Annotated in this window: 21 protein-coding genes; 9 read left to right on the forward strand and 12 right to left on the reverse strand. The window is 73.8% G+C overall.

Features of this window, described 5'->3' with window-relative positions:
• Positions 1 to 33: 33 nt before the first annotated feature.
• On the reverse strand, positions 34 to 1,443 hold the full coding sequence (locus OHA86_RS17915) for an FAD-dependent monooxygenase (protein WP_329176607.1): 1,410 nt from the start codon (positions 1,441 to 1,443) through the stop codon (positions 34 to 36).
• Between the two features lie 277 nt (positions 1,444 to 1,720).
• On the opposite strand from OHA86_RS17915, the gene OHA86_RS17920 reads away from it, so the two are divergent.
• The 4 genes from OHA86_RS17920 (at position 1,721) to OHA86_RS17935 (ending at position 4,902) form a co-directional block, all read left to right on the forward strand.
• On the forward strand, positions 1,721 to 2,581 hold the full coding sequence (locus OHA86_RS17920) for an oxidoreductase (protein WP_329176608.1): 861 nt from the start codon (positions 1,721 to 1,723) through the stop codon (positions 2,579 to 2,581).
• A 112-nt stretch (positions 2,582 to 2,693) separates the two neighbouring features.
• Positions 2,694 to 3,503, forward strand: coding sequence for a polysaccharide deacetylase family protein (locus OHA86_RS17925; protein ID WP_329176616.1), 810 nt, complete (start codon positions 2,694 to 2,696; stop codon positions 3,501 to 3,503).
• A gap of 227 nt (positions 3,504 to 3,730) precedes the next feature.
• Complete coding sequence (locus OHA86_RS17930; RefSeq protein WP_329176618.1) at positions 3,731 to 4,444, forward strand: RibD family protein; 714 nt, start codon at positions 3,731 to 3,733, stop codon at positions 4,442 to 4,444.
• On the forward strand, positions 4,441 to 4,902 hold the full coding sequence (locus tag OHA86_RS17935; RefSeq protein ID WP_329176620.1) for a deaminase: 462 nt from the start codon (positions 4,441 to 4,443) through the stop codon (positions 4,900 to 4,902). Before OHA86_RS17930 ends, OHA86_RS17935 begins: the two co-directional genes overlap by 4 nt.
• Positions 4,903 to 4,915: 13 nt before the next feature.
• Here the strand turns inward: OHA86_RS17935 and OHA86_RS36105 are convergent, their stop codons facing one another.
• The 3 genes from OHA86_RS36105 to OHA86_RS17955 all read right to left on the reverse strand — a co-directional run bounded on the left by OHA86_RS36105 (position 4,916) and on the right by OHA86_RS17955 (position 8,397).
• Positions 4,916 to 6,781: a SpoIIE family protein phosphatase gene (locus OHA86_RS36105; protein WP_443071759.1), complete on the reverse strand. Its 1,866-nt coding sequence runs from the start codon at positions 6,779 to 6,781 to the stop codon at positions 4,916 to 4,918.
• Positions 6,782 to 6,944: 163 nt separating this feature from the next.
• Positions 6,945 to 7,259, reverse strand: a complete 315-nt coding sequence (locus OHA86_RS17950; protein ID WP_329176621.1) for a zinc-ribbon domain-containing protein — start codon at positions 7,257 to 7,259, stop codon at positions 6,945 to 6,947.
• Between the two features lie 118 nt (positions 7,260 to 7,377).
• Positions 7,378 to 8,397: an aldo/keto reductase gene (locus OHA86_RS17955; protein WP_329176623.1), complete on the reverse strand. Its 1,020-nt coding sequence runs from the start codon at positions 8,395 to 8,397 to the stop codon at positions 7,378 to 7,380.
• Positions 8,398 to 8,552: 155 nt separating this feature from the next.
• On the opposite strand from OHA86_RS17955, the gene OHA86_RS17960 reads away from it, so the two are divergent.
• Positions 8,553 to 9,197, forward strand: a complete 645-nt coding sequence (locus tag OHA86_RS17960; protein WP_329176625.1) for a TetR/AcrR family transcriptional regulator — start codon at positions 8,553 to 8,555, stop codon at positions 9,195 to 9,197.
• 7 nt (positions 9,198 to 9,204) lie between these two features.
• Positions 9,205 to 9,894 (forward strand): Crp/Fnr family transcriptional regulator, encoded by a 690-nt coding sequence (locus OHA86_RS17965; RefSeq protein WP_329176627.1) that lies wholly within the window; start codon positions 9,205 to 9,207, stop codon positions 9,892 to 9,894.
• Positions 9,895 to 9,908: 14 nt separating this feature from the next.
• Here OHA86_RS17965 and OHA86_RS17970 read toward each other — a convergent pair whose 3' ends face one another.
• The 6 genes from OHA86_RS17970 to OHA86_RS17995 all read right to left on the reverse strand — a co-directional run bounded on the left by OHA86_RS17970 (position 9,909) and on the right by OHA86_RS17995 (position 18,669).
• Positions 9,909 to 11,447, reverse strand: coding sequence for a hypothetical protein (locus OHA86_RS17970; RefSeq protein ID WP_329176629.1), 1,539 nt, complete (start codon positions 11,445 to 11,447; stop codon positions 9,909 to 9,911).
• Positions 11,444 to 12,817: a protein phosphatase 2C domain-containing protein gene (locus tag OHA86_RS17975; RefSeq protein ID WP_329176631.1), complete on the reverse strand. Its 1,374-nt coding sequence runs from the start codon at positions 12,815 to 12,817 to the stop codon at positions 11,444 to 11,446. Before OHA86_RS17975 ends, OHA86_RS17970 begins: the two co-directional genes overlap by 4 nt.
• Before the next feature lies 1 nt (position 12,818).
• Positions 12,819 to 13,496: a vWA domain-containing protein gene (locus tag OHA86_RS17980; protein WP_329176633.1), complete on the reverse strand. Its 678-nt coding sequence runs from the start codon at positions 13,494 to 13,496 to the stop codon at positions 12,819 to 12,821.
• 73 nt (positions 13,497 to 13,569) lie between these two features.
• A complete protein-coding gene (locus OHA86_RS17985; RefSeq protein ID WP_329176635.1) occupies positions 13,570 to 15,405 on the reverse strand; it encodes a vWA domain-containing protein in 1,836 nt (611 codons plus the stop codon).
• Positions 15,406 to 15,556: 151 nt separating this feature from the next.
• Positions 15,557 to 17,812 (reverse strand): ATP-binding protein, encoded by a 2,256-nt coding sequence (locus OHA86_RS17990; RefSeq protein WP_329176636.1) that lies wholly within the window; start codon positions 17,810 to 17,812, stop codon positions 15,557 to 15,559.
• The gene (locus OHA86_RS17995) at positions 17,809 to 18,669 is read right to left on the reverse strand and encodes a hypothetical protein (RefSeq protein WP_329176638.1); all 861 of its coding nucleotides are present in this window, start codon (positions 18,667 to 18,669) and stop codon (positions 17,809 to 17,811) included. The genes OHA86_RS17990 and OHA86_RS17995 overlap by 4 nt, the downstream gene beginning before the upstream one ends.
• Positions 18,670 to 18,955: 286 nt before the next feature.
• On the opposite strand from OHA86_RS17995, the gene OHA86_RS18000 reads away from it, so the two are divergent.
• Positions 18,956 to 20,863, forward strand: a complete 1,908-nt coding sequence (locus OHA86_RS18000; protein WP_329176639.1) for a beta-N-acetylhexosaminidase family protein — start codon at positions 18,956 to 18,958, stop codon at positions 20,861 to 20,863.
• A gap of 479 nt (positions 20,864 to 21,342) precedes the next feature.
• Here OHA86_RS18000 and OHA86_RS18005 read toward each other — a convergent pair whose 3' ends face one another.
• Positions 21,343 to 22,227 (reverse strand): aldo/keto reductase, encoded by an 885-nt coding sequence (locus OHA86_RS18005; protein ID WP_329176640.1) that lies wholly within the window; start codon positions 22,225 to 22,227, stop codon positions 21,343 to 21,345.
• Positions 22,228 to 22,831: 604 nt separating this feature from the next.
• Here OHA86_RS18005 and OHA86_RS18010 point away from each other — a divergent pair.
• Both OHA86_RS18010 and OHA86_RS18015 read left to right on the forward strand, forming a co-directional pair.
• On the forward strand, positions 22,832 to 23,509 hold the full coding sequence (locus OHA86_RS18010; RefSeq protein ID WP_329176641.1) for a hypothetical protein: 678 nt from the start codon (positions 22,832 to 22,834) through the stop codon (positions 23,507 to 23,509).
• 286 nt (positions 23,510 to 23,795) lie between these two features.
• Complete coding sequence (locus tag OHA86_RS18015; RefSeq protein ID WP_329176643.1) at positions 23,796 to 25,766, forward strand: APC family permease; 1,971 nt, start codon at positions 23,796 to 23,798, stop codon at positions 25,764 to 25,766.
• A gap of 72 nt (positions 25,767 to 25,838) precedes the next feature.
• On the opposite strand, the gene OHA86_RS18020 is transcribed toward OHA86_RS18015, so the two are convergent.
• Positions 25,839 to 26,291, reverse strand: coding sequence for a type II toxin-antitoxin system PemK/MazF family toxin (locus tag OHA86_RS18020; RefSeq protein ID WP_329176645.1), 453 nt, complete (start codon positions 26,289 to 26,291; stop codon positions 25,839 to 25,841).

A 26,291-nucleotide genomic window follows, 5' to 3' on the forward strand; every position in this document is an offset into this window, starting at 1 on the left:
CGGACCCTTTGCGCGGGCGGGCCGCGACCGCGCTCAGCGGTCGGTGAACATGCCGATCATCAGGGCCCGCTCCGCCTCGGTGAAAGGCGGGTCCCGCAACGGGTCCGGGTGCAGGGGGTTGAGGACGGTGGCCAGCACGTCGGGCCGCAGCACCGCGGCCTGCCCCGCCGACAGGCTCAGGACGTCCAGCAGCGCGCGGGCGGCGGCGCGGCGGTGGGTGGCGGTGTGCATGAGCAGGTCGGTGTAGCCGGTCAGGAGGGCGCCGATCGGCCCGGTGCTCGGGCCCTCGGCCCCCGGGTAGCGCAGGTCCTGGCTGCCGGCCAGCGCCCAGGCGGCGTCGGTGGCCCGGGCGGCGGCCCGCTGCACCCGGCGGGCCAGGCCAGGACCCGGCTGCCGCGCGGTCTGCTCGCGCAGCGCCAGCGCGTGCTGGGCGGCGACCGACATGCCGTGCCCGTACAGCGGGTTGTACGTGGCCAGGGCGTCGCCGAGCACGACCAGCCCCTCCGGCCATACCCGCATGCGCTCGTAGCGGCGGCGCCGGTTGGCGGTGCTGTGGGAGACGGTCACGTCGGTGAGCGGGGTGGCCCGGGAGATCAGGTCGCCGATGACGGGGTGGCGCAGGCTGCGGGCGAAGGTCTCGAAGTCGGCCGGGTCCGCGGTGGGCTGGCCGCCGCGGGTGCCGGACAGCGTCACCAGCCAGCGCCCGTCCTCGACGGGCAGGATCGTGCCGTTGAGCCCCGGCACGGGCTGCCGCGGGTCGGCCTGCACATTGACGGCCGGGAAGCCGGCGGTGCCGGGCGGGGCCTGGAAGAGCCGGCTGGCGTAACCGAGCCCGGAGTCCACGACGTCGGTCTTCACGGAGGGCAGCCCGAGCCGGTCCAGCCAGCGCGGCATGGAGGAGGACCGCCCGCTCGCGTCGACCACGAGGTCGGCCTCCAGCGTCTCCTCGCGCCCGCCGTTGCGCACCAGCACCCCGGTGACCTGCGTCGCGGTGCCGCGCAGCCCCAGCGCGGGGCGTCCCGGCAGCGTGCGGACCCGTGCCTTTCGGACGACCAGGTCGCGTACCACCCAGTCGAGCAGGTCCCGCGTGCACGACAGGAAGTGCTGCTGCTCGGGGAAGCGGGTGAGCCAGCCGCCCGAGGTCAGCACGACCAGGTCGGACGGTACGGCGATGTGCCGGGCGCCGGACGCGAGCAGCCGCTCGGTCGCCCCCGGCACCAGCGCCTCGACCGCCCGCGCGCCGCCCGACCACAGCAGGTGCGCGTGCCGCGCCTGCGGTACGCCCTGCCGCGGCAGCGGCCCGGCGGGCAGCTCGTGCCGCTCGACGACGGTCACCTCCGCCATCGTCTCCGACAGCGCCGCCGCGGCGAGCATCCCGGTGAGGCTCCCGCCGATCACCAACGCCCGCCCCCGGGGCGCCCGTTGACCGCGGTCCGCCGCCATGAGACCTCCCGTGTGACCCGTTTCCCGCCGCCCACGTTCGCACCGATCCCCGCACCCGGGCAAGTCCGCGTCCCCCGCCGCCCCCGCCCCATCCCCGCTGGTCGCACCGGCCCCCGCGGGGCAGGGCGGCGGGGGAGACCCCCCTCCGCGGCGCACCGCCGTGAGCCTGGTTCTGCCACTCCCAGGATCAGCGGGGTACTGCCTCGCCGGGCCGGGAGGGGAGAAGGTGGAGGGTGTGCCCCGGGAGGAGCCCGGGGCTCAGGAGAGGCGGCATCACATGACCGGCAGCATTTCCGGCGGGGTCACGACACTCGCACCCGGGCTGACCATCGGCCGTATGGGGTACGGCGCCATGCAACTGGCCGGCCCGAACGTGTTCGGGCCGCCGAAGGACCGGGACGAGGCCGTCGCGGTCCTGCGTACGGCCGTCGAACTCGGCGTCACGCACATCGACACCAGCGACTTCTACGGGCCGGCCGTCGTCAACGAGCTGATCAAGGAGGCGCTGCACCCGTACCCCGAGGACCTGCACATCGTCACCAAGGTCGGCGCCCGGCGCGGTGCGGACGGGTCGTGGAATCCGTCGCTGGAGCCGGAGTCGCTCAGGCAGCAGGTCAAGGACAACTTGCAGCGTCTCGGCCTGGACGCGCTCGACGTGGTCAACCTGCGGCTCGGCGGGGTCGAGGGGCCGACCGGCGGACCGCTGTCCGAGGAGTTCGGCGTGCTCGCCGAGCTGCGGGAGCAGGGGCTGATCCGGCACCTGGGGCTGAGCAACGTCACGGCGGAGCAGCTCACGGAGGCGCAGGCCATCGCCCCGGTGGTGACCATTCAGAACCTCTACAACATCGCCCACCGCGCGGACGACGCGCTGCTCGACCGGTGCGCCGCCGAGGGCATCGCCTATGCCGCGTTCTTCCCGCTGGGCGGCTTCACCCCGCTCCAGTCGGCGACCCTGGACGCGGTCGCCGCCCGGATCGGCGCGACCCCGCAGCAGACCGCGCTGGCCTGGCTGCTCCAGCGGTCCCCCGCGATCGTGCTGATCCCCGGCACGTCGTCGGTGGCGCACCTGCGGGAGAACATCGCCGCCGCCGACCTGGTCCTCCCGCCGGACGCCGTCGCGGAGCTGAACGCGGCCTGAGCGGCGGCGCCGACGCGGGAACACCCTGCCGCGGTCCAGCTATACGCGATATGTATAGTTCCTCGCGATCCGCCCGAGCGGGCGATCCACCACGAGGAGAGGGCACTCCCGTATGCGGAGCACCACCACCGCGCACCGCGTCCGTACGCTGGCCGCGCTGCTGACCACGGCGGCCGTCGCCGTCGGCCTGACCGGGTGCAACGGCTACGACGCGACGGCCCCGGCGAAGGCCCGCGACCACGCGTCGGCGGGCGGCGCCGCGGCGTTCGCGGTCGGCTCAGACGGGAGCGAGGTCGACTGCCGCAAGCTCAGGTGCGTGGCGCTGACCTTCGACGCGGGGCCGAGCGTGCGCACTCCGCAGATCCTGGACATCCTGGCCGAGTACCACATCCACGCGACCTTCTTCACGCTCGGCAAGAACCACGTGATGGAGCACCCGGAGATGGTCCGGGCGATGGCCGCGCAGGGCGACGAGGTCGAGACGCTGACCTGGTCGCACCAGATCCTCACCCGGATCAGCAAGGACGAGGTCCGCAAGGAGATCACCGAGGGCCGGGACGCGGTCGAGAAGGTGATCGGCGTCCGGCCGACGCTGCTGCGCCCGCCGCAGGGCCGTACCAGCGGCACGGTCACCGCGATCGCCAAGGACCTCGGCATGTCGGAGGTGGTGTGGAGCACGGACGGCGCCGACTACCGGACCACCGACTCCGCACTGATCGCCCAGCGGATCGAGAAGCACACGAAACGGGACGGCATCATCCTGCTGCACGACCTGGTCGACCCCACCGACGCCGGCTACAACGGCACCATCGCGGCCGTGCCCGGCATCATCTCCACGCTCCAGGGCCGCGGTTACACCTTCGTCACCGTCAAGCAGCTTCTGGCGCCCGGCACTCCGCAGCCGGGCAAGGTCTACAAGTAACGGGGACAAGGCGGCAGATGTCACCGCCCGGCGGTTAAAGGTCCGGCTAAGGACCACGTTCCGCGGTTCCCGCCGCACGAGGGCGGGCAGCGCGTCACCCGGTACCGCGACGATCCGGTTGTCCTACGATCGCCGGGGGGACCGCGGTACCGGGCCGGGTCCCCCGCGGTCCGGGCGGTCACGGAGAGGTCGAAGAAGAGTCACGGAGAGGACGGGCACAGGGACACATGGCCGAGCGCCCTTACGTACTGCTCAGCGTCGCCACATCCATCGACGGCTACATCGACGACACCTCGCCGGAGCGGCTGCTGCTGTCCAACGCCGAGGACTTCGACCGGGTCGACCAGGTGCGGGCCGAGTCCGACGCGATCCTGGTCGGCGGGAACACCCTGCGCCGCGACAATCCGCGGCTGCTGGTGAACAGCGCGGACCGGCGGGCGGCGCGGGTGGCCGCGGGCCGGCCGGCGTATCCGCTCAAGGTCACCGTGACGGGCAGCGGCGGGCTCGCGGCGGACCTGAAGTTCTGGCACCACGGCGGCGAGAAGGTCGTCTACACCACGGACGCCGCCGCGCCGGGCCTGCGCGGCACACTCGACGGCCTCGCGGACGTCGTCGGCACCGGCCCCGCCGTCGACTTCGGCGCGCTGCTCGACGACCTGGCGCGGCGCGGAGTGCGGCAGCTCATGGTGGAGGGCGGCGGCAGCATCCACACGCAGTTCCTCGCCCGGGGCCTCGCCGACGAGGTGCAGGTGGCCGTGGCGCCGGTGCTCGTCGGGCAGCCCGGCGCGCCCCGCTTCCTCGGCGCCGCCGACTACCCCGGCGGCCCGACCCGGCGGCTGACCCTGATCGGGACCCGTACCGTCGGCGACGTGGTCCTGCTACGGTACGCGCCCAAGCCGCGGCCCGAGTCCCCGTCCCACACAGCGGAGGTGAGCGCGTGAGCGCACAGGAGGCAGCCGACCGCAGGTGGTTGGCCCGGGCGATCGACCTGGCGGCGCTGTGCCCGCCCGCCGCCGGGGCCTTCAGCGTCGGGGCGGTCATCGTCGGGGCGGACGGCGCCGAGATCAGCAACGGCCACAGCCGCGAGGGCGGCGACCCCCATGTGCACGCCGAGCAGTCCGCGCTGGCCAAACTGGCGCCGGACGACGCCCGGCTGGCGGGCGCCACCATCTACAGCTCGCTCGAACCCTGCTCGGAGCGCCGCTCCCACCCGCACCCCTGCGCCCAGCTCATCCTGCGCAGCGGCATCCCCCGGGTGGTCATCGCCTGGCGCGAACCGGCCCTCTTCGTCGCCGACTGCCAGGGCGTGGAACTCCTGGAGGCGGCCGGCGTCGAGGTCGTGGAATTCCCCGACCTGGCGGACGCGGCCCGCGCGGCGAACACCAATCTGGACGTCTGACAGGGGTACCGCGTCACAGGGGCGTGCCGGGGAGGCGCTGCTCCACCCAGATGATCTTCCCGGCCTTGGTGTAGCGGGTCCCCCAGCGCTCGGCGAGCTGCGCCACCAGGAACAGCCCGCGCCCGCCCTCGTCGGTGGTGGCCGCGTACCGCAGATGCGGGGAGGTGCTGCTGGTGTCGGCGACCTCGCAGATCAGGGTGCGGTCCAGCAGCATGCGTACGTCGATCGGCCCGGTGGTGTAGCGGATCGCGTTGGTGATCAGCTCGCTGAGGATGAGTTCGGTGGTGAACGCCAGGTCGTCCAGGCCCCACGCGGTCAGCTGGTCGCTGGCCCCGTTGCGCACGGTGGCCACCGCCGCCGGGTCGGTGGGCACCTCCCAGCGGGCGATACGGTCGGCGGCCACCACGCGGGTCTCGGCGATCAGCAGCGCGATGTCGTCCTTGGGCTCGGCGGGCATCATCGCCGCGATGACCGCGTCACAGGTCTCCTCGACCGTACGGCCCGGTGGTCCGCCCAGCGCGGAGCGCAGCATGTCCAGGCCGATGTCGATGTCCCGGGAGCGGTCCTCGACCAGGCCGTCGGTGTAGAGGACCAGCCGGCTTCCTTCGGCCAACCGGTGCTCGACCGCCTCGAAGAGCATCCCGCCCAGGCCCAGCGGCGGCCCGGCGGGCACGTCCAGCAGCTCGACCGTGCCGTCCGGGCCGACCAGTGCGGGCGGCAGGTGCCCCGCCCTGGCCAGCTGGCAGCAGCCGGTGACCGGGTCGTAGATCGCGTACAGGCAGGTCGCGCCGGTGATCGGGGCGCCGCCGCCGGGAGGTCCGCCGCCCGGCGCGGCCTCGTCCTTGTCGATCCGGCCGACCAGGTCGTCCAGGTGCGCCAGCAGCTCGTCGGGCGGCAGGTCCAGCATCGAGAAGTTGACGACGGCGGTCCGCAGCCGGCCCATGGTGGCCGCCGCGTGCATGCCGTGCCCGACGACGTCGCCGACCACCACCGCGACCCGGGCGCCGGGCAGCGGGATGACGTCGAACCAGTCGCCGCCGACGCCCGCCTGCGCGGGCATGTAGCGGAAGGCGACATCCAGCGCGTCCTGCTCGGGCGGGCCGTGCGGCAGCAGGCTCTGCTGGAGATTGACCGCCATCGCCGTATTGCCGGTGACGGCCGCGTCGATCTGCTCCTGAGTGGTGTATTTGGTGTCGAACACGCCGGTGTTGCGGCCGACCCGCAGTACCGCCATCCGGTCCGCGACCGCCCGCACCTCGTCCACCTCGGGGCTGACCAGCAGCACCCCCAGGTGCTGGTCGCGCAGCCGCTGCACCAGTTCCAGCACGCGGGCGACCTGGCTCGGGCCGAGCGCGGCGGTCGGCTCGTCGAGGATGATCAGCTCGGGCTCGCCGATCAGCGCCCGGGCGATGGCGACGCCCTGCCGCTGGGCGCCGGACAGCGACGCGACCGGGGTGCGCAGGCTCGGGATGGGCACCGACAGCGCGTCCAGCAGATTGCGGGCGCGCTTTTCCATCTTGATCGCGTTGAGCACGCCCAGGGTGCGCAGCTCACGGCCGAGGTAGAGGTTCTCGACGGTGTCGAGGTTGTCGCACAGCGACAGGTCCTGGTGGACGGTGGCGATGCCCAGTCTCAGGGCGTCCTGCGGCCGTCGCAGATCGACCCGGCGCCCGCGCCACTCGACCACGCCGGCGTCCGCCGTGGTCACCCCCGCGATGACCTTGACCAGCGTGGACTTGCCCGCCCCGTTGCTGCCGACCAGCCCGACGGCCTCGCCCTCGTGGATCACGAGGTCGACGTCGCGCAGCGCCTGCACCGCGCCGAACCGTTTGGAGACGCCGTGCACGGCCAGCAGCGGACTGCCGCTCACGCAAACCACCTCCTGCCCCCGGGCGACCGTAACCGAGTCTGCCCGGCGGACCGCCCCCGCGCATCGTGGCGGACACCGGATCGCAAGGGGACCGTAAGAGACGCGGGCACCCGCGACGCGGGTGCCCGCGTCGGGTCGGCCGGGCGGCGCGCCGATTCTCCGGTGGACCGGGTCAGGCCGTCGGGCGCTGGTGGTCGTGGCCCGAGGGCTGAGCGGCGGGCTGTCCGTAGCCCTGCTGCGGCTGGCCCTGCGGCCCGGCCTGCACCTGGAGCTGCTCGGCCTGCTCCTTCGACAGCTGCTGCGCGGCACCGCAGAAGGTGCACTGGGTGACGTATTTCGTGCTGATCGGGAAAAGCGGCACGAAGAACAGGGTGAATTTGGTGACCCGCTTCTTGAGCGTGTGCGCGGCGGGATTGCCGCAGCGCCCGCAGACCAGCGTGATCATGGCCAATGTGTAGAGATAGCCCCGAGTACCGAATATGATCATGAGATTTCCCCCCTCGAATCGGCGTGCTGTCTGAGGAGAGTGTGCCGTACGGGCACGGCCCCGCGATATGCGGGGGCAGCACCGGCATACGGCCGGCCGGAGGGCCGGCCGCCGGCGGTCAGCGGCGGCGCAGCGAGGCGTCGAGCAGGGCGGGCGGGGTGTCGAACTTCTCCTGCGGTGCGAGGTCGGTGCCGGGGGCGACGATCGCGTCGACGGCGTCGAGCACGTCGGCGGGAAGCACGGTGTCGGCGGCGGCGAGTTGCGCGTGCAGGTGCTCAAGGGTGCGCGGGCCGATGATCGCGGCCGTCACGGCGGGGTGCGCGGTCACGAAGCCGAGCGCGAGCTGGATCAGGGTCAGGCCGGCGTCGTCGGCGACGGCGGCCAGCCGCTCGACCGCGTCGAGCTTGGCCCGGTTGGTGGGGACGGCGGTGTCGAAGCGCTCCGGCATGGCGGCCGAGCGGCTGGTGGCGATGTCCCGGCCCTCGCGGATCGCACCCGACAGCCAGCCCGAGGCCAGCGGGCTCCACACCAGCACGCCGAGGCCGTACTGCTCGGTCACCGGCAGGACGTGGGTCTCGACGCCGCGCTGGAGGATCGAGTAGCCGGGCTGCTCGGTGACGTAGCGGCCCAGGTGGTGCTCCCGGGCGGCCCACTGCGCCTGCACGATGCGGTAGGCGGGGAAGGTCGAGGAGCCGAAGTAGCGGATCTTCCCGGCGCGCTGGAGGTCGGTCAGCGCCGACAGCGTCTCCTCGTCGCCGGTGCTCGGGTCCCAGCGGTGGATCTGGTAGAGGTCGACGTGGTCGACGCCGAGGCGGCGCAGGCTGTTGTCCAGCTCGGTGACCAGCCAGCGGCGCGAGCTGCCCCGGTGGTTGCGCTCGTCGCCCATCGGCATGTTCGCCTTTGTGGCCAGCACGATGTCGTCGCGGCGCCCGGCGATCGCCTTGCCGACCATCTCCTCCGACTCACCGCCGCTGTACCAGTCGGCGGTGTCGATGAGGTTGATGCCGGCCCCGAGGGCGGCGTCCACGATGGCGGTGGCCTCGTCCTGGGTGGTGCGTCCGATCCTGCCGAAATTCATCGCGCCGAGCGCGAGCGAGCTGACCTGGACACCGGTGCGGCCCAAGGTGCGGTACTGCATGAGCGTGTCTCCTCCGTGCGGGCGAGGCGTGGTGGTACGGCTCGGCTTGGCCGCCGGCCACCGCTCTGGCATCATCGATGCAAGCGGAACCTCGTTCCACTAACCATACGGAACACGGTTCCGTTTGGCAACCGGACCACGGAGGGAGCAGCGCGGTGAACGACGGCGACGCGGGTGCGAGGCGTACGGACCGGCCCCGGCGGGCGGACGCCCGGCGCAATGCGGCGGCCCTGCTCGACGCGGCCGCCGCGGTCTTCATCGCCTCGGGCGTGGAGGCGCCGGTACGCGACATCGCGGCCGAGGCCGGTGTCGGGACAGGCACGATCTACCGGCACTTCCCGACCCGGGCGGACCTGATCATCGCCGTCTACCGGCACCAGGTCGAAGCCTGCGCCGAGGCGGGTCCGACCCTGCTGGCCACCCACGCGACCGCGTATGACGCGCTGGGGAGCTGGATCGACCTCTTCGTCGACTTCCTGGTCACCAAGCACGGCCTGGCCGGCGTCCTGCGGTCCGACGACGCCGGCTTCGACACGCTGCACGCCTACTTCCTCGACCGGCTCGTGCCCGTGTGCGCCCAGCTGCTCGACGCCGCCGCCGCGGCCGGCGAGATCCGCTCCGGCCTCGCCGCCGTCGACCTCATGCGCGGCGTCGGCAATCTCTGCATCGGCGCCGACAGCGATCCCGGCTACGACGCCCGCCGGCTCGTCGGACTCCTCGTGGCGGGACTGCGGCTGCCGGACCGGGGCGAGGGGAAGTCGGCCGAGAGCCCGGCAGCGGCGCGGGGCGGAAACGTATAGTCGCCGGGTGGGCGTCGGAGCGTCGGGCATGGTCGTCACCTTCTGGTCCTCGCTTGAGGTCGCGGACCGGGAGGCGCTGGCCGGGCTCGGGGCGCAGACGGAAGTGGCGGCGGACACCCAGATGTTCGCGCAGGGGGACTCCTCGGACTACCTGCTGGTGGTGCTGCGCGGCTGGGTCAAGGTCGTCTCGCACTCGGCGGGCGGCTACCGGGCGCTGCTGGCGCTGCGCGGGCCGGGTGACCTGCTGGGCGAGCAGGCCGGGCTGGACGGGCGGCGGCGCAGCGCCTCGCTCTACGCGGCCACCGACGTCGTCGTGCTACGGCTCACCGCGGCACGCTTCCAGCACTTCGCCCGGGGCCACCCCGCGGTCAACCGGGCGGTGGAGCAGACGCTTTCGCGACGGCTCCAGGAGGCCGACCGGCAGCGGGCCGGCTTCACCGAGCCGGTGTCGGTACGGCTCGCGGCGCTGCTGCTCGACCTCGCCGACCGGTGCGGTGAGCCCGCGCGCGGCGCCGGGGCGGTGAGCATCGGGCTCCCGCTGTCGCAGGACGACCTCGCCGGGCTGCTGCTCAGCTCCCGCCGCACGGTCAGCCGGGTGCTCGAACAGTGGCGCGCGCAGGGGCTGGTGGCCACCGGCCGCAAATCGCTGCACCTGCTCCAGGCGGACCGGCTCAAGTCCCTCGCCCAGGGCGGCTGAATCCCTTCCCGGCCTCAACACGCGCTGAAGCTCACCCCCTTGGACGGGGCCTTGAAGATGCGGTAGTGGCCGCCGTTGTGGGTCAGCCAGTAGGTGACCGTCCAGTCCGTGCAGGTCTGGCCGGGATCGGAGGCCGGTCCGTAACCGGCGTCCTGATGGCTGCTGAAGACGACCGTCGCCTCCGTGTACTGGTCGGTGTCGGTCAGCGCGGTGAGGGTGACCCCGGACTCCTGGGTGGTGGCCATGACTTTCTTCCACCTCGCCCGCTCGGTCGTGGAGTGCACGTCGACGGCCTTGGTCGCCGGGTCGTAGTACGACAGCGCGGTGTCGTAGTCCCGGGCGTTGATCGCGCCGTAGAAGGCGCCGAACATCGCGGCGACCTCGTCGGCCCCGGGGTCGCCGTCGACCTGCGCGGTGTCGACATCCACCGCGCCGTCGTCGGTGGTCGGCTCGGTGGTCGGCTCGTCGGTGGTCGGCTCGGTGGTCGGGTCGGCCGGGGCCTCGTACGGGAGCGTGGTGCTGGTCGAGGCCGGCACCTCGGCCGAGGTGCCGCCGCTCGACGCCAGCTTGCCGATGCCGGCGAACAGCAGCACCAGGGCCACCGAGGCGGCCACCACCCAGCCGACGGGACTGCGCCGGGCCGGGGGCGCGGGCGGCGGCTGGAACTGCGGCTGCGGCGGGGCCGCCGGAACCGGGGACGGTACCGGGGCGGACGGCGTCACGGCCAGCGCGGCGTCGAGCGGCCCGAACCAGCTGACCAGATCCGGACGGCCGGCGGGCGCGGACTCCACGCTCCGCCGGGCCAGCGCGGCCAGGTCGGGGGAGACGGCGCCGAGTGCCCGGTAGTCCACCCGGGACTGGTCGCCGTCGAAGAGCCGGGCCGCGATCAGGCCGAACTTGTAGCCGTCGGAGTACGGTGTCGCCTTGCTCTCGCCCGCGGGCACCTCCCAGTCGGGGGTGTCCACCGGTTCCACCGCCGACCGGCCGTGCACCCGCATCGAGTCGCAGTCGATCAGCAGGCAGCGCGGGGTGCCGTCCAGCGTGAACAGCACGTTCTTGGGCGACAGATCGCCGATCGCGGCCTGCTCGCGGTGCAGGAGCGCGGTGATCTGGGCCAGGTCCCTGAGCAGCTGGAGCCGCAGCCGGTTGTCCAGGTGGATGCCGATGGACCGCAGGTAGGCGTCGTCGTTGAGCAGGAACTCCATGCCCTGGGTGCGGATCTGGTTCCCGACGGCGATCCGGAATTCGTCGGGCACCTGCCGCATCAGGAAGCCCAGCGGCCGGCCGCCGTCCGCCACCAGGGCCACCGGCCAGGCCGACCGGCCGTCGAGGAAGGTGCGCTCGCCGGGACCGAGGGTGTCGAGGAAGCCCACCACCGACTCCAGCGCGTCCGCGTCGACCGGGACGGCGGGCAGGTACTCCTTGTAGACGAAGCTCCCGGCCAGGCCCGGCGGCGCGTTCGGGACCGTGTAGACCTTGCCCTGGCCGCCCTTGGCGAGGAAGTGGCTCTGGTAGAGACCGAGTTGGCTGGTCCGGAAGCTCAGTACGGTCATCGGGACCACCCCGTCGCGGACGGTCCGCCGCCAGCGGCCCCGCCGGGGCCGGGACCGGGACCGGGGCGGGTCCCGGGTTGCGCGCCGGGCCGGTTGCCGCCCGTACGCCCGGCGCCGGTCCGCGGCCACAGTGCCAGCAGCGTACGGTCGTCGTCGAAGGTCTCGCGGGAGAAGTCCAGCAGGTGCGCGAAGCCCAACGGCGGTATCGGCGTGCGCAGTTCGCGCACGAACAGCGGCGGGATCTCACCGTCGGGCCGCCCGGAGCCGCCCGCGGAGGAGGCCGCGCCGCCCGGCTGCGGGATGTCGCCGACCGGGTCGCCGAAGCCGTCGGTGCCGATCAGCACCACCGTGCCCGGGTCGAGGTAGAAGGTCTGCGCACGGAGGCCGGGCGGCAGCCGCGGCAGCGGGTCGACGGCCGAGGACACCAGGCCGCCGTCCTGCGCGTCCTTGCCGCCGGCCAGCCGCCGGACCCGGTCGTCCTTGATCTGCCAGACCCCCGAGTCGCCGACCGACACCACGGCGATCTCCACACCGTCCGCGGTCGGCGTGGCGATGCCGGCGACCAGGGTGGTGCCGAGGAGTTCTGCGGTGGCGGTGACCCCGGCGTCGGGATCGCGCAGGATACGGCGGGCCTGCTCGATCAACTGCCAGTGCACGGTGGTCAGCAGCCGCTCCCAGTCGATCCGGAGCGGCCCGCCGGCCCGGATCTGGGCGAGCAGTTCGTCCACCGCGCTGCGGCACGCCACCTGCGCGCCGACATGCGGCTGCCGGGCGCTGGAGACGCCGTCGGCGACCGCGAAGACGACCGCGCCGGAGCCGGGTTCGAAGGCGGCGGCCACGTCGTCCTCGCGCGGCCGGCCGTTGTAGCGGTGCAGATAGCCGCGCACGGAGGCCAGCCGCAGGTGCAGGTCGGGCGTCGACCACCCGTCGCACACCGTGTCGGGGCGGTAGGACAGGCCGGTCGGCGGGGCCGGTTCGAAGTCGGCCACGGGCAGGTTGTCGGGCGTGAGGGGCCGCCACCGCTCCCGCAGCCCGCCCCGCTCCCGGGGCGGCGGGGCCGCGGCCGGCGGTACGGGCGCGGAGCCGTAGGACCACTGGTCGTACGGCTGCTGCCCGTAGGGCGCCTCCTGGTCGTAGGGCGCCTGGGGGTCGTACGGCGGCTGCTGGTCGTACGGCGGTTGGTCGCGGCGGCCCTGCGGCGGGGCGGGCGCCGGCTGCCGCTGCTGCGGGGGCGGGTACGGGCGCGGCCCGCGCAACTGCGGCGCGGGCGCTGGCGGGTGGACCGGCGGCGGCTGCCCCTGGCCCGGCTCGTACCCCGGTTGCCGTTCGGACCCGGGCTGCGGCGGCTTGCGCCGGAAGGGAAGGTCCATCTCAGATCAGGTCGATTGCGACGGTGAAGCCTTCCGGCCGGTCCACGACGAGCTGCGGCTCGGCGGACCCGAGGGACTGGCCCGAGGAGATCACGCTGGTGGTGAGCGCGCTGCAGAACTTGGAGATGGCCTGCCCCAGGTCCACCCCCTTGTTGGCCACGAAGCCGAACTCCGGCTTCGTGGCGACCTGCGAGATGATCCTCGCGTCGGCCTGCCCGATGCCGCAGGCGATCACATTGGGCGCGACCGGCGTCACGCTCTTGTCGGTGAGCCTGCGGTGCACCGCCTCCCAGTCCTCGCCGGTGTTGGGCGCGCCGTCGCTGAGGAAGAAGACCGCGGGCCGGTGCACCTGGTAGCCCTCGCGCTTCAACTCCGCGACATCGCGCGGAATGCGGGACAGCAGGTCCTCGAACGCCGCCTGGTAGCTGGTCATCCCGCGGGTGCGCAGCAGCGGGAACTCCCCCGCGGCCCGCAGGTCCACCAGCCGGACCCGCTCCTGGACGTCGTCGGAGAAGCCGAGCACCGAGAAGCGCACCTTGGCCGCGGCCATCGGTTCGCCCAGCAACTCCCGGTGCAGGGACCGCAGTCCGTCGTTCAGGTCGCCGATGACGTCCTCCATCGACAGCGATTCGTCGGCGAGTACATAGATCGGGAGCAGATTGCCCCGGTTGCCAGCCATGATCGTGGTGTCCTTCCCCGCGTGCGGTGCGAGCGTTCGGTTCGTACGGCTCGGAGCGGCCGAGCGGTGGGCGTCAGATGGCGTCGGCCGCCGGGCGGAAGCCGTCCGGGCCGATCAGGGTGAACTCGCTGCTGCCTGCGGCGAGCCGCCGGCCGTAGCCGGCGACGCAGTCGCGCAGGAAGGCCGCGCAACTGTGCGCGGCCGAGGCCGCGTCGGTGTGCGGGGCGGCGAGGTGGGCGAATTCCGGGCGGGTGGCGATCCGCCCGACCGCCAGCGGCTCGGCCCGGCCCAGGCCGCACGCGATGATCTGCGGCGCGGTCGGATGGGCGGCGCGGTCCACCAGTTCGCGGTGCGCCTCCCGCCAGCCGGCGCCCTCGTCCGGGACGCCGCCGCTGACGAAGAACACCATCGGCCGCAGCACCGCCGGGTGTTCCGCCTTGGCCAGCGCCACATCCTGCGGCAGCAGCAACCGCAGCGTGCGGAAGGCCTGTTCGTACGACAGGCCCGGCCGCCGGGTCAGGATCGGGGTGCGGGTGCCCGGGGTGACCGTGCTCGGCTCCAGGCGCACCACGGTGTCGGCGGCCATGCCCAGCACGCACACCCGCAGCGTCGCCGAGACCGCGGGTGCGCCGGACAGGGCGTCGTGCAGCGCGCCGAGCCCGCGGTTGAACTCGTCCAGCGCGCCGGGAGCGACGGACTCGTCCAGGACGAGGTAGATCAGCGCGGTGGCGGCGAAGGCCGCGGGCGCGGGCGGCTGCCGCGCGGGCACGACGACGGTCGGCTCGTACAGGCCGGACGGCCCGACCGGGCCGGCGGGTCCGGCGGGGCTGGTGGCGGCCGGCGGCGGTACGGGTCCCGGCGCCGGGGCGGCCGGGGCCGCCGCGGGGGCCGCGGGGGCCGCGGGGGCCGCGGGGGCCGCGCCCAGGGTGAGCGGGGCGTCCCACGGCACCGCGGACGGCGCCAGGGCCGAGATCCCGGTGCCGGTGGCCCGCTGCACCTGCCCGACCACCTGGTCGCGCATGGCGTTGAGGTCCCCCGACTGGATCAGGCCCTTCTCGACCATCGTGTTGAACAGCGCGAGCCCCCGGGTGGCCTGGAGTTCCGCGCTCTCCGCCCGGGTCGCCTCCAGCTGGCGGCGCATCTCGACGGCGGTCGCCGCGTCGTCCGGGTGGGTGACCAGGTAGTGCCGGATCAGGCCCTCCGCGGTGTCCAGCGCGTCGCCGAGGGCGTCGGACTCGCGGCGGCGGGCGGCCAGCGACGCGCTCTGCTGGATGGCCTCGATCTCGATGCCGTGCCGGGTCTCGCTCACCGCGGGCTCGTGCTCCGCCTCGCCGAGCGCCAGTCGGCGGTCGGCTTCGAGCAGCCGCTCCAGGTAAAGCCGCGACTTGGCGTCGGGGCGGACCGCGACCTGGCAGCTGTGCACCAGCACGCCCTGCGTCAGCACCACGGGCGAGGCGCACAGCTTGCCCAGATCGTGCTGGAGCCCGAAGGAGTCCTCGATGTCGTAGCCCTGGCCTGCGCCGTGGAAGAGGCCGTTGATGTAGCCGTAGACGACCGGCAGGACGTCCGGCAGCCCGCCGCGCACCCACTGCTCGGCGCCCGTCCAGCCGTTGATCCGGAAGGAGAAGGAGACGGTGACCTCGAACTCGTGGACCTTGTCGCGGGCGACCATCGGGTTGCTGGCGAGCCGCACCGTACGGGAGTGGTCGCGCATGTCGACCTCGTAGCGGCTGCGGTATTTGGAGAAGACCTGCTGGGACGGGGTCATCGGGCGGCCGTCGAAGCAGGCGACCTCGCCGGAGGCGGTGGCGTAGACGACCGCCAGGTACGGGCTTGTCGCCCTGGTCGGCCCCACCGTCATGCGTGCTACGGGCTTGCGTTCGGCGATCAGGGACAGCGGCTCTGGCACCGGGCACCTCCTTGCGGGTGTTGCGAGCGGTTCAGCGAGCGGACGAGCGGGCGAGCGGACTGGCGGACGGCTGCGGGACGAGCGGCGGTCGTCCCGGCTTCGGGCTTCGTGGCTTCGGGATTCGGGCTTTCGGGACGGGTGCGGCAGCGGATCAGGAGCCGGCCGGTTTCAGGGACATACGGATCAGCCGGGCCGCCCGGTGCAGCGGTCGCAGCGCGTCCGGCGCGTCCCAGGCGACGGTGTAGCGGTGCAGCAACTCCCCCGTGCGGGTGCTGCGTTGTGCGAGGTCGCGGAGCATCCGGATCAGGTCGTCGAGCAGCTTCGGGTCGGACTCGGCGAGCGCGGCCCACCCGGCGAGTACGGTCGCGGCCTCTTCCGCGAAGAGTTCGCCGCAGATCACCTCGGTCCACAGCCCGGCCAGCACCTCGCGCAGACCCGGGTCGCGCGCGGCCAGTTCGAGCAGCCGGGGCCGGCTGCGCGGGGTGCTGCCGGGCGCCGGGTGCGCCTCCTCGGTGACGAGCGAGTCGGCCAGGATCAGGAAGGCCAGATGCCCGGTCGGCCGGCTCTCGTGCTGCGCCACCATGCCGGCCAGCGCCTTGAGCACGACCGGGGCGTTGCCCGCCACGTCCTCCTCGACCAGGTCGGCGAAACCGTCGCCGACGGCGATGGCGACGCCCATCCGGTCGACGGTGCCGAGCCGGGTCAGGGCGTCCACCGCCGTCGGCAGGTCAGCGCCGCCCAGGCACAGCCCGTACGCGCGGGCCGCCGCCGCCTTGTTCTCCGGGGACGCGGCCAGGTACCAGGAGTCGACCAGCGCCCGGACGCCGGGCCGCAGCGCCGGGTCCTCCACACAGACCCGCAGCGCGTAGGCCACCGCCTCCCGGCGCCGCCAGCCCAGGTCGGTCCGGTGGATCCAGCCGGGGAAGACCCGGTTGCCGAACAGGTCGAAGGCCTCGCCGGCGATCAGGCCGAGCGCGGTGCCCGCGAAGCTGCGGATCTGCTCGGACGGTGAGTCCACCAATTCGCCCAGCCAGTCCAGCAGTTGCGGCTGGATGCGGTATTCCGACCAGACGTGCCTGATCAGCCGGCGCGGGTCGGCCGCGTCGCGGTACTCCATCGCCGTGCACGGCACCCGGCCGAAGTCGCCGCGCGTGACGGTGGCGACCGTACGCGCCCGCAGCCGGTCGAGCCGGCTGCGGCGGGACACCGCGAAGGGGTCCCTGACCTTGGGCGGGCGCTCCTGTTCCGGGGTGCCGATCAGCCGGCCCGGCTGCTCGAAGCGCCCCAGCAGCGACTCGGCGGCCAGCGCGATGTCCTCCTGCGCCAGGCCGTTGAGCACCGCGAGCGCGATCGCCTCGGTCCGCAGCTCGGGGTCGGCGAGGTTCTCGAACCAGGTCTCCAGGTCCTCGGTGTCCCCGCGGTCGAGCAGCGCCCTGACCCGGTCGGCGTCCACCCCGCCGCCGGTGTGCTCGTCGGCCAGCGCCTCCGCGAGCCGCGCGGCGTCCCGGCAGGCCGCCATGGCGCCGAGCAGTTCGTCGGCCAGCGCGCTGATCTGCGGCTGCGCCATCAGCTCGGTGGCCGTGCCGGCGCCCACCCGGTGGGTGAGGTGGCGGCGCAGGACCGCGTCGAGGTCGGTGGGGCGGGCGAGCCGCTGCACGTACTCCAGCACGCCCCGGTCGAGCCGGATGTCGGTGTCGACGGTCAGCACCAGCCGCACACCGGCCTGTTCGAGCTGGTGCTCCAGGCCCTCCAGCAGCGGGCCGCGCAGATCCTCGGCGTCCCGGGGGGAGTTGAGCAGCAGGCCCGCGTCCGCGTCGAGTTCGTCCAGGCCCGCGATCCGTGCCAGGTCGGCGACCGAGTCCAGCAGATACCAGGCCCGTACCTGCTGCGCCTGCAACAGCCGTACGGCGGCGGCCGTCTTGCCGCTGCCCGCGGGGCCGCGCAGCACCACCGAGCGCTGCCGGGCGGCGTTGAGCCGGATCTCGTCCCAGCGCGGCGGTTCGTGGAAGGCGTGCCTGACCGTCTCGACGCTGGCGGGCGACAGGGTGCGCAGGGTGACCTGGCGCTCGGTGCCGGTCACCACGACGAATTTGTCGCCCGCGACCGCGTCACCCTCGACCCGCAGCCTGGCCTCGCGCAGCAGCCCCCTGCGCTTGCTGCCACGGCCGGTGCGGGCGGTGGCCTCCGCGGCGCTCTCGCCCGCGCCGACGCTGTCGCTCGGCGCCCCCGCGCCTCCGCCCGCGCCCGGGTCACGCGCCGGCTCCGCGCCGCCGGACCCGCCCGCGGCACCTTCCGGCGGTGGCGCGCCGGCGCTTGGCGGCGGCGCGGCCGGAGCGGCGGGAGCCGGTGCGGGAGCCGCGGGTGCGGGGGCCGCCGCGGGCGGCGGCGCGGCAGGAGGCGTACTCACAGGTTGACCGGCCCCGAGGTGTGGACGGTGGTGTTCTTGTCGCCCTCGACGTAGTCACCCTTGACCTTGAAGTTGCGGACCGCGCTCAGCCGCTCCCTGATGCCGTAGTCGACCGGCACGTCACCGCCCTGGCCGCCGCCCGTACCGGGATGCGGCGGGGCCGAGCCCCCGGCCTCGGCCCCGCCGTCCCGCCCCCCGGTGCCGCCCCCCGTGCCGGAGCGCGCCCCGGCGCCGGCGGGCGACCCCCCCGATGTTGGGGGGAGTCCTGGAGGAGCCGGGTAGCCGGGTACGGTGACCCAGCCGCGCCGCGGCTCCCGGTGCTTGGTGGTGAAGTCGAACGGCAGGTACGCCGCCGGGTCGATGCCCGGGTGCCGCCCGACGACCACCGAGCTGTGCAGTTCGGGCGACACCACCACGACGAAGTGCGCGCCGGTCGCCGCCGCCAGTACGTCCTTGACCGGCTGGGCGTCCACCAGCCTGGCCAGGTCGTTGATGGCGCCGCTGGTCCAGCGGTCGCCGTGCTTGATCACCGGGCCCATGTGCAGCCCGACCCGCAGCCGCATCCGCAACTCGTCGCGGAATTTGGCGTGGTGGTCCGCGAGCGCGTCCTGGAGCCCGCGGGACAGCTCGCGCAGCAGCACGGTCGGGCTGAGCGTCGCGGGCAGCAGGATCAGCATCCCGTCGCCCCGGTCCTGGACGGCCCGGTCCGCCGGATCGACCCCCGCCCGCCCCAGCGCGAAGCCGGCCGCCTCGTACATCTCCGAGTGCAGCGTGGCCTGGTCGGTGACCGCCCGCAGGCTGAAACCCTCGATGTCCAGCATCACGAGCAGGTAGTTGTGCGGATCAAGCGACACCATGTGCGCGTTCCTCCCGAACCGGGCGGGGCCGGGTGTGCGGGCACCCCGTCGGTTACCTGGATAAGCCCGGCCGACACCCGCGGTCTACGCCACGTGGCGCACAGCGGACCACCTCGTGCGATCCGCCCCCCTGCCCCGCCGTGCACGGAACCGTACGACGCCTGGATCGAACAGCACCACCGAATAGGCGTTTTCGCCCGCGCGGTGCCGACGGTCCGTCATACTCGGTCCCCGCCAAGGGAGTTGGGGCATGCCAAGGCACGCGAGAGCGACGAGGGGCGGGCGGATGAGTGCTGCCCCGGGACGGTCGCGGTCACTGTGGGTGGTCGTGCTGGCCACCGCAGCCGTGGTCTGGCTGCTGGCCCGGCTGATCGCCGACGGCGCTTCCCGGGACGGCACTTCGGCCCCGGCGGCGTCCGCGTCCGCGTCGGCGCCTGCTTCCGGGTCCGGGTCCGCGTCGCCGACCGCCTCCCCCGCCGTGCCCGCGCTGTGGCCGCGGCCCGAGAAGGTCACCGCGCGCGCGGGCTCCGTACCGATCACGGCGACCGTACGGCTTCTGGCCGACGCGAGCACCGACCGGCCCACCCTGGACACGGTCACCCGCGCGCTGACCAGTGCCGGGCAGGTCCGCGTGGAGCAGGGCGGCGAGGCGGCGGCCGGCGAACTGCTGGTGTCCGTCAGCTCCGACGGCTCCCGCGGCGCGCTGACCGGGCTCGGCGTCCCGGGACCCGCGGGGCTGCCGTCCGGCGGGTACGTCCTCGCCACCGGCCGGGCCGGCGGGCGGCCCCAGGCCGTGCTGGCCGGCGCGGACCCGCTCGGCGCCTTCTACGCGGCCCAGACCCTGGCCCAGCTGATCCGCCCGGTCGGTGCCGCGACGGCCGTACGCGTCCTGCCCGCGGTCACCGTACGCGACCGGCCCGCGACGGCCGTGCGCGGCGTCGTCGAAGGCTTCTACGGCACGCCCTGGTCCGAGCAGCAGCGCTTCGAGCAGCTCGACTTCGAGGCCCGCTTCAAACTGGACAGCTACCTCTACACCCCCAAGGCCGACCCGTACCTCAGGGACCGCTGGCGCGACCCCTATCCGCCCGCCCGGCTCGCCGGGCTCGCCCGGCTCACCGCCCGCGCGCGGGCCGACCACGTCACCTTCGTCTACGCGCTCTCGCCCGGCACCAGCGTCTGCTACTCCTCGGCGCGGGACGTGACCGCCCTTGAGGCCAAATTCCAGCAGCTGTGGGACCTCGGGGTACGGGACTTCGCCGTCCCGCTGGACGACATCGAGATCGGGCACTGGAACTGCCCGGCGGACACGGCCCGTTACGGCAGCGGGCGCGGCGCGGTCGGCCGCGCGCAGGCCGACCTGCTCAACCGGTTGCAGAGCGACTTCACCGCTACGCACCAGGGGGCGGCGCCGCTGCTCATGGTCCCCACGGAATACGACCAACTGCGCTCCAGCGCCTACAAGTCGGCGCTGGCCGACCGGCTCGACCCGGCGGTGACCGTCGCGTGGACCGGCGCGCTGGTCGTCTCGCCGACCGTGACCGGGGCGCAGGTGCGGTCGGCCCGCAGTCTCTACCGCCACCCGGTGCTGGTCTGGGACAACTTCCCGGTCAACGACTACGTCCCCGGGCATCTGCTGCTCGGCCCCTACGAGGGGCGGAGCGCCGACCTTCCCGCGGCTGCGGCCGGGCTGCTGGTCAACCCGATGAACCAGGCCGCCGCGTCCGACCCGGCGATCTTCTCGGCCGCGGCCTACAGCTGGAATCCGGCCGGCTTCCGGCCGGCCGCGGCGCTGGACGCGGGCCTTGCCGCTCTCGCGGGGGGCGATCCTGGGAAGTTGGCCGCGCTGCGGGCCTTCGCGGACGTCAACCACGACTCGCGGATCAACGGGACGGAGGCGCCGGGGCTGGCCGGGCTGATCGCCGCGTACCGGCACGGGCGGGCCGGCGCCGCCCAGGCGCTGCGCGCCAGGCTGGATCTGCTCGCGGGTGCGCCCGCGGCTCTCGGCGCGGTTCTGCCCGGAGCCGGGCCGTGGCTCTCGGCCGCGGCGGAGGCTGCGCGTGCTTGTCTCGCGGCCCTCTCCCCGGGTTCGCCCCGGGTTCGCGTGACCCGTCACACGGTTCACGACTTCCGCGGGCGCGCGGTCCCGCTCCACATCTCCGATCATGTCCTCCTCCCACTGGCCGCCTCGCCCTGACCCCCGGGTCCCCCTCCGGGGGGGGTGCCGCTCCCTGCGGGGTGCTCATGCGGTACGTGCTCGCCTGCGGCGCCATCGTGGTTGCCCGCGCCCCGAGGGGTTGCCACTTGCGGTGGCCTGTCGCCTGCGGCGCCATCGTGGCTTGTCGCGCAGTTCCCCGCGCCCCCGGGTGAGTGCCACTTACGGTGCGTTGCCCGCCTGCCGCGCCGTCTCGGCTGAGCGCGCGGTTCCCCGCGCCCCTGATGTGCGGGCCGACGCGACAGGGCGCAGGGGGTGGTGGCCGCGTACGAGTCCGGCCTGGTCACCCCGGGCGCCGACCCGAGCCCCCACCCGTGGCCGGGTGGGGGTCCGCCGCGGAGTTCCTCACGGCCGTAGGGGGGTGCCACGTGCGGTGCGCTGCCGCCTGATCCGCCGTCCGGCTGAGCGGGCGGTTCGCCCGCGCCCCTTTGGGGCACGCCTCTTCCGCCCGGGGGAACCGGCTAGGCGGCGGCGTGTTCCAGGGCCTCGAACTCCTCGTCGGTGAGGACGATGCCCGCGGCTGCGGTGTTCTCCTCCAGGTGGGCCACCGAGGACGTGCCCGGGATCGGGAGGACGACGGGGGAGCGGCGCAGCAGCCAGGCCAGGGCCAGTTGGGAGGGGGCCGCGCCGCGGTCCGCCGCGATCCGGGTCAGCGGGCTGTCCTTGCCGGCCAGGGCGCCGGTGGCCAGCGGGAACCACGGGATGAAGGCGATGCCGTGCGCCTCGGCGTAGTCGAGGACCGCCTCCGAGGCGCGGTCGGCGAGGTTGAAGCGGTTCTGCACCGAGGCGATGGTCGCGGTGGCGCCGGCCTCCTCGATCTCGGCGACGGTCACCTCGCTCAGACCGATGTGCCGGATCTTGCCCTCGCCCTGGAGCGCGGCCAGCTCGCCGATCTGCTCGGCGACCGGCACCTTCGGGTCGATGCGGTGCAGCTGGAGCAGGTCGATCCGCTCGACGCCGAGGTGCCGCAGGCTCAGCTCGACCTGCTGCCGCAGATACTCGGGCCGCCCGACCGCCACCCACTGCCCCGGGGCGGGGCGGGTGAAGCCGGCCTTGGTGGCGATGACCAGGTCGTCGGCGTAGGGGTGCAGGGCCTTGTGCAGGAGGAGGTCGGCGGTGAAGGGGCCGTAGGCGTCGGCGGTGTCGATGAAGTTGATGCCGAGCTCCGCGGTGCGGCGCAGCACCCGTACGGCCTCGTCCGGGTCGGCCGGGTCCCCCCAGACGCCGGGGCCGGTCAACTGCATGGTCCCGTACCCGAGCCGGGTGACGGGCAGGTCCCCGCCGAGCAGGAAGCTCCCTGACGCCAGGGCCGCTGCCGCGGCGGGTTGTGCGGTGAGGTCGGACATGGGGGACTCCCTCGGAGCGACGTTTGTGTTGTCCCCCGCGCAACGCCTCCGGCGCGGACCTGTATTTCCGCTCACCCTTGAGCAGTGGGGTGCCCCTCCGCCGGCGCGGGCTCGGGGGGTGCCGACTACGCCGGCGGGCACGCTTCCCCCCGGGGGCGGGGGGTGTGCGGCTCCCCTTCGGCAGGGGGCGCCCCCCAGGGCGCGGGGGTGTGCGGCTCTCTTCGGCAAGGGGGTGCCCACCAGGGGCGCGGGGAACTGCGCGCCCAGCCGACCACCGGCCGGTGGTCCGGAGCGAACCGAACAGCCCCTCCGGGTCGGTGGCGACCCGCGCCCCGGTGGGGGCTGAGCGCGCCGTTCCCCGCGCCCCTGCGGGGGGCTGCGGTCCGCCCGCACACGACGGTGGGTGGTGGGTCGCGCGCCCCGTTCCCCGCGCCCCTGCGGGCCTGCGGCCATCGTCACACGACGGTGAGCGCGGGCGGCGGCACGGCGCAGGACGGCACCGACTATTGACAGCACAGGTTTATCCGCAATACTGCCCGCCGTGGAGCAGCGCACAGGTTCGATCACACCGGCGATACACCCCGCAGGGACCGATCCGGCATTCGTGCCAGGTCTCCTGCCCCCGCGTCCTGCCGCGGACGAGGTGAATGCCTCCGACCCGGCCGAGGCCGCCCCGCCCGAGGATGCCGCACCGGACGAAGCGGAGGCCGTCGCCGACACCGCCGTGGACGAGCCGCGCCCGGAAGCGGCGCAGGCGGCGGAAGAAGAGGACGCCGCGGAGGAGGACGAGGACCGGGGCGACCCGCTCTTCGAGGTCTCCGACCGCCGCGCGACGATCCTCGCCGACCGGGTCGGCATCATCTTCCGCCTGGACGACGAAGAGGCGGACTTCACCTGGGACGAGATCGGCGCGGTCGAGATCGACACGCCGCGCTTCAGCAAGCGCTTCGCCGTGACCGTCTACACCGGTCCGCGCCGCTGGTTCGAGGCGCACGTCGAGGCGAAGTCCCGGAGCCTGCTGAAGACCTGGACGGCCGAACTCGACGCCGTGCTCGACACGCACTTCGAGGACCCCGACGCCCCGAAGGCGAAGGACGAGGACCCCGAGGAGCCGGCGGCCGCAGCGGCGGCCGACGAGACCGCGACCGCAGAAGAAGAGCCGGCGGAGCCCGAGACGGTGAAGGACGCCGATCCCGACGCCAAGGCCGCCAAGGACGTCAAGGACGCCGAAGTCGCGGCCAAGGACACGGCCGAGGACGACAGGCCCGGCGCCGAGGCATGACCTCGGGCCGAAGGGAAGACCGGACGGCGTCAAGAGGGCGCCGCCGGCGTTAAGAACACGTATGGAAAAGCCGTGCGGCGCCCCGCGGACGACCCGGGCGCCGCACGCTGACCGAGGCTCCCGCACCTGACCGTGCGCGGCCCCCGGACGGGGCCGCGCGGGCGCGGTGGCGCGCACGGTCGACGGCGACCCGATTGCGTACGCTGACCAGGCCATCCCTCCCCCGGTGGCCTGCCTCACCACGCCCTGTCGCCCGGCGACGGCGCCGCACGACAGGAGCACGGCCATGGCCACCACCGTCCCGGCGGACCGCGGCCGGTTGCGCGCCTGGCTGCTCGAAGGCCTCTCCGACATGGCCAAGCACCAGCACCAGCAGCCGGGCGACGAGGGGCGCGGGGCGGGCGAGGGCCCTGTCGTGCACCAGGGCCAGCGCTGGTGGCGGGTGATGTGCCTGACCGGTGTGGACTACTTCTCGACGCTGGGCTACCAGCCGGGCATCGCCGCGCTCGCCGCCGGGCTGCTCTCGCCGATCGCGACCGTGGTGCTGGTGATCGTGACGCTCGCGGGCGCGCTGCCGGTCTACCGCAGGGTGGCCGAGGAGAGCCCGCACGGCGCGGGGTCCGTCTCGATGCTGGAGCGGCTGCTGTCGTTCTGGCAGGGCAAGCTGTTCGTGCTGGCCCTGCTCGGCTTCGCGGCCACCGACTTCCTGATCACCATCACCCTCTCGGCGGCGGACGCGTCCACCCACCTGGTGGAGAATCCGCACTTCACCGCCAGCCTGGGCAGCCACCAGCTGGTCATCACGCTGATCCTGATCGCCCTGCTGGGCGCGGTCTTCCTCAAGGGCTTCCTGGAGGCCATCGGGGTGGCCGTGGTCCTGGTCGGGATCTATCTGGCGCTGAACGTGGTCGTGGTGGTGGACGGGCTGTGGCACGTACTGACCGCCGCGCACCTGGTGACCGACTGGACGCACGGGCTGACCGCGGAGCGCGGCAATGTCTTCGTGATGATCGGCGTCTCGCTGCTGATCTTCCCCAAGCTCGCGCTGGGCATGTCGGGGTTCGAGACCGGTGTCGCGGTGATGCCGCACGTCAAGGGCGATCCCGGCGACACCGAGGACCAGCCGGCCGGGCGTATCCGCGACACCAAGAAGCTGCTGACGACCGCCGCGCTGATCATGAGCGTCTTCCTCATCGCGACCAGCTTCATCACCACCGTGCTGATCCCCAAGCAGGACTTCGAGACGGGCGGCCCCGCCAACGGCCGCGCGCTGGCGTTCCTCGCGCACGAGTACCTGGGCTCAACCTTCGGTACGGTCTACGACTTCTCCACCATCGCCATCCTGTGGTTCGCGGGCGCCTCGGCGATGGCGGGCCTGCTCAACCTGATGCCGCGCTATCTGCCGCGCTACGGCATGGCGCCGCACTGGGCGGGGGCGGTGCGCCCGATGGTGCTGGTCTTCACGCTGGTCGCCTTCCTGGTGACCTGGCTCTTCGACGCGAACGTCGACAAGCAGGGCGGCGCGTACGCCACCGGTGTGCTGGTGCTGATGTCGTCGGCGGCCATCGCGGTGACCATCGCGGCCCGCAAGGCCAGGCAGCGGCGGTGGACGGTCTGCTTCGGCGTGATCGCGGTGGTCTTCCTCTACACGACCGTGGTCAATGTGCTGGAGCGGCCGGACGGGGTGAAGATCGGTGCCTGCTTCATCGCGGGCATCATGCTGGTGTCGTTCCTGTCCCGGCTGGCCCGCGCCTTCGAACTGCGGGTCACCAGCGTGCAGCTGGACCCGATGGCCGAGCGGTTCGTGCGGGACATCGCCACCCGCAGGGTCCGTTTCGTCGCCAACGAGCCGGGGCTGCGGGACGCCGCCGAATACCGCGACAAGCTGCACCAGATCAGGCTGGACAACGACATCCCGCCGGAGGACGACCTGGTCCTGGTGGAGGTCACCGTGCTGGACGCGTCGGAATTCGAGTCGGCGCTGACCGTGCACGGCAATGTGCTGCACGGGCGCTACCGGGTGCTGTCGCTGGAGAGCTCGTCGGTGCCGAACGCGCTGGCCGCGCTGCTGCTGCACGTACGGGATCTCACCGGCTGCAAGCCGCACATCTACTTCGAGTGGACCGAGGGCAGCCCCTACGCGAACTTCCTGCGCTTCTTCCTCTTCGGCCACGGCGAGGTCGCCCCGGTCACCCGGGAGGTGCTGCGCGAGGCGGAACCCGACCGCGCCCGGCGCCCCCGGGTGCACGTCGGCTGACGCCGGCCTCGCGGGCGCCGTCCAGGGCCTTGCCCGGCCCGGCTCAGGCGGCCCCCGCGGGCCTCAGCGGGCTCAGCGCCAGCCGTACAGCTCCTTGAGCCGGTTGACCACCAGGTTGAAGCGGCCCCGGTCCAGGGCGCAGGCCTCGCGGCGCATGCCCTGCTCGTGCAGGCGCAGGACACGGTCGACGTCGACCCAGGAGTCGCGGCCCTCGCGGTCCCAGGGGCCGGCGCCGATCGCGACCCACTCGCGGTCGTGGTCGTGGCGCTTGCTGGAGAGCTGGACGGCCAGCAGCGTGCCGCCCGCCTCGCGGGCCACCACCAGGACCGGGCGGTCCTTGCCCCGGCCGTCGTTCTCCTCGAAGGGCACCCAGGTCCAGACGATCTCGCCGGGGTCGGGGTCGCCGTCGTGGGCCGGGGCGTAGTCGGTACGCACCCGGCCCACCTCGTTCGGGTCGGCCTCGGCGGTGGCGTAGGGGCCTGCGGCGCCGGGGAAGTCGGGGTGGCTGTCGGTAGAGGTCGTCAC

The organism is Streptomyces sp. NBC_01477, assembly GCF_036227245.1.
In the GTDB taxonomy this organism is placed as follows: Bacteria; Actinomycetota; Actinomycetes; order Streptomycetales; family Streptomycetaceae; genus Actinacidiphila.

Excerpts from the sequence above, each read along its gene's own strand:
- OHA86_RS18005 (WP_329176640.1), bottom strand. The coding sequence starts at position 22,227 with ATGTCCGACCTCACCGCACAACCCGCCGCGGCAGCGGCCCTGGCGTCA.
- OHA86_RS17995 (WP_329176638.1), bottom strand. The coding sequence starts at position 18,669 with ATGGTGTCGCTTGATCCGCACAACTACCTGCTCGTGATGCTGGACATC.
- OHA86_RS17930 (WP_329176618.1), top strand. The coding sequence starts at position 3,731 with ATGGCCGAGCGCCCTTACGTACTGCTCAGCGTCGCCACATCCATCGAC.
- OHA86_RS17955 (WP_329176623.1), bottom strand. The coding sequence starts at position 8,397 with ATGCAGTACCGCACCTTGGGCCGCACCGGTGTCCAGGTCAGCTCGCTC.
- OHA86_RS17980 (WP_329176633.1), bottom strand. The coding sequence starts at position 13,496 with ATGGCTGGCAACCGGGGCAATCTGCTCCCGATCTATGTACTCGCCGAC.
- OHA86_RS17975 (WP_329176631.1), bottom strand. The coding sequence starts at position 12,817 with ATGGACCTTCCCTTCCGGCGCAAGCCGCCGCAGCCCGGGTCCGAACGG.
- OHA86_RS17925 (WP_329176616.1), top strand. The coding sequence starts at position 2,694 with ATGCGGAGCACCACCACCGCGCACCGCGTCCGTACGCTGGCCGCGCTG.
- OHA86_RS18000 (WP_329176639.1), top strand. The coding sequence starts at position 18,956 with ATGAGTGCTGCCCCGGGACGGTCGCGGTCACTGTGGGTGGTCGTGCTG.
- OHA86_RS18015 (WP_329176643.1), top strand. The coding sequence starts at position 23,796 with ATGGCCACCACCGTCCCGGCGGACCGCGGCCGGTTGCGCGCCTGGCTG.
- OHA86_RS17950 (WP_329176621.1), bottom strand. The coding sequence starts at position 7,259 with ATGATCATATTCGGTACTCGGGGCTATCTCTACACATTGGCCATGATC.
- OHA86_RS17915 (WP_329176607.1), bottom strand. The coding sequence starts at position 1,443 with ATGGCGGCGGACCGCGGTCAACGGGCGCCCCGGGGGCGGGCGTTGGTG.
- OHA86_RS17970 (WP_329176629.1), bottom strand. The coding sequence starts at position 11,447 with ATGACCGTACTGAGCTTCCGGACCAGCCAACTCGGTCTCTACCAGAGC.
- OHA86_RS17920 (WP_329176608.1), top strand. The coding sequence starts at position 1,721 with ATGACCGGCAGCATTTCCGGCGGGGTCACGACACTCGCACCCGGGCTG.